This is a genomic window from Thiocapsa roseopersicina (genome assembly GCF_900106925.1).
Taxonomy (GTDB): Bacteria; Pseudomonadota; Gammaproteobacteria; order Chromatiales; family Chromatiaceae; genus Thiocapsa; species Thiocapsa roseopersicina.
Map to the genome: position 1 here is coordinate 1 of NZ_FNNZ01000070.1, position 2,274 is coordinate 2,274.

Sequence of the window (2,274 nt, forward strand, 5' to 3'; positions counted from 1 at the left end):
TCGGTAGCGACAAGTTTAACTCGGAGTCAAAATGTTATCGAGCATTGCTGAGAGTCGACATGAGGAAAGTGCAGTTTGTGCCTATAAGAGGTATACTTTGCTCTTATGACCAGAGAAGAAATGCCTTCTTTTGAGAAGGCGTTTACAAGCTTTGACGTATCCTCTTTGTAGGCAAGTATTAGAACTTCGTCTAAGACGTCTCGTATTTTCTGCCTACTACCCATATGCAGTTTGTCATGAATGTTTGACTTTAAGATTTCCATTGTGCGCCCGACCTTACTGCCACAAAGTCAAATGATCTAGGATGGTAGTTGTCATCGGTTGTGGAGATAAGTTTTGGAGACATATATACTCCGTGCCTCAACTCAAAGATCCTATACTCAAGTCTGTGTAAGATAAGAACCTCTTCCCTCTCTAGGAACGGGCTTCTTGTGTGATGAGATTCAAATAAAATTAGGTCAACATTGTGAGAATAAATAAAGTTCAACCCTCCCTTTAGAACCCTAGCCTCATGCCCTTCTACATCGATTTTAAGCAAACGAACGTGCTTTTGTGGCGGGAGTTCGTCCATTAGTGTTACATCGCAAACTTCACCTTTTCCGCCAGACTCAGAGATAGCTGCTTGACCAAAGCTTCGATCGGGAATAGTTAGCGTAGCTGTTCCTGAATAGTCTGATAGTGCCTTGTTAACTATTTCAACGTTCAGAAAACCATTCAATTCGATTGATTTCTCTAAGGCGCTAACGAGAAGGGCATTTGGCTCAATAGCGATGATTTTACCATTACTACCGACTGCTGCTGCAGCCGCCAATGTGATAACGCCAAGATTCGCCCCTACGTCGATTACAACATCTCCCCTAGAAATATTCTGGAGTACAAATTTCGTCACAAAGGGGTCTAAATCTCCGAAAAACAATACCATTCGCCCTATGTAGTCATCAGAATAAACATAAATTCTCGGACCCGACTGCAATTGAGTTTCTACCAAGATGTCGCTACCTGCTCGTTGAAAGCCAGACAACGCAAACCTACCCCTTCCTTTATAAAAAGGATAACATCGAGTAATAGAGTATATGAACGATGGCATGATGTTCTCGGCTTTGCGTCCTTTAGAACTCGACATGAAGGTTTTGCAACGACTAAAGTGTGTATTTCGGCGAAAGTGGTCACTGAAGGACAAGGTGAGCGACCGGTTATTCCATCCAAAGCGGCTAATCGGAAGTGGCCCCCGCGATATGGGTTGGATGTAGTATACGCGAGGGCGGGGTCGTCTGCCAAGGCAGCGGCATGTTTGCGCATCAAGTCTCCAGTCAAACTGATCTTTTAGGGGCACTGGACGAGGCGATCGAGGACGGCGTCGGCTGGTTGCTCTAGCCGAACCGCTTTCTCGGTTTACCATAGGGCCTGTTGGCAAAACCGGAGGTGGGTACATGAACGATAAGCCTACCCTAACTTTGAATCCTGGAGAGGACGCCTTGGACTTGAATTCTCTTATGGACCTGTATACCAGCCTGACCGGCAAAAAGCCGAGTCCCGCCGAGCTTGAGGAAGTCCGAGCCATGCTGGACCATACGAAAGCAGAGGACGCCGCCAAGGCCAAGCCTTAAGCCCTCCCTACGCTTCCTAGGGACAAAGGCGCGCCCGGCACACCTCCTTTCCCTGCCGGGACCGTTTTACCCTGCCGGGACGAACAAACGTCTCTGGGGGCTTCCTAGAGGCTCTGAGGCATGGTAGCGAGAAGAAGTCTGAGGTGTCGATTTTCGGGGCTGGCAGGCACAGCCGATCAAGAAGTGATCGATCCTGGCGAGATACGCTGGTTCCGGGGCTCTGACCAGCCTCAAGGTCTTCAGCTTTCGTGTGGGAGCGGGTTGCCTTGAGGAATCCGGAGTGACTGTTACAATCGTGGGCGGGGAGCTAGGGCGCGGGACGGGGATCGAGTGTCACCCTGTTCGAGGCAACCGGTCTTGGCCCTGGTCCTCCGAGCTGACCCCGAGGCACCATGCAAGACATTGTCCGAGGGAAAATCGTACCCACCTGCGCCCCGAAGAGATCGCGACGCGCCAGGATTCGCAGACCCCCGAAACAGCCCTAAGCCCCCGCAGGGTGGGGGACGCAATGCGGGACGGCAAGGACCCCGTTTTTTTAACTATCTGACTAATAAGGAGGAAAATACACTAAATGGCGGAGAGGGTGTCCGCTGATAGGTAGTTCGCATGGGTCCGCATGGGTCACAAGCAGCCTAATCCATCAAGGGTTTAAGTCTCACGTCTTCCG

2 protein-coding genes are annotated in these 2,274 nt (G+C 50.1%); one reads left to right on the forward strand and one right to left on the reverse strand.

Annotation, left to right across the window (positions count from 1 at the left end):
* Positions 1 to 250: 250 nt before the first annotated feature.
* The gene (locus BLV04_RS25205) at positions 251 to 1,087 is read right to left on the reverse strand and encodes an FkbM family methyltransferase (protein ID WP_175534797.1); all 837 of its coding nucleotides are present in this window, start codon (positions 1,085 to 1,087) and stop codon (positions 251 to 253) included.
* A gap of 343 nt (positions 1,088 to 1,430) precedes the next feature.
* Here BLV04_RS25205 and BLV04_RS25210 point away from each other — a divergent pair, with 343 nt between their 5' ends.
* Entirely contained in the window at positions 1,431 to 1,607 is a 177-nt protein-coding gene (locus BLV04_RS25210) for a hypothetical protein (protein WP_175534798.1), read from the forward strand.
* Positions 1,608 to 2,274 lie beyond the last annotated feature (667 nt).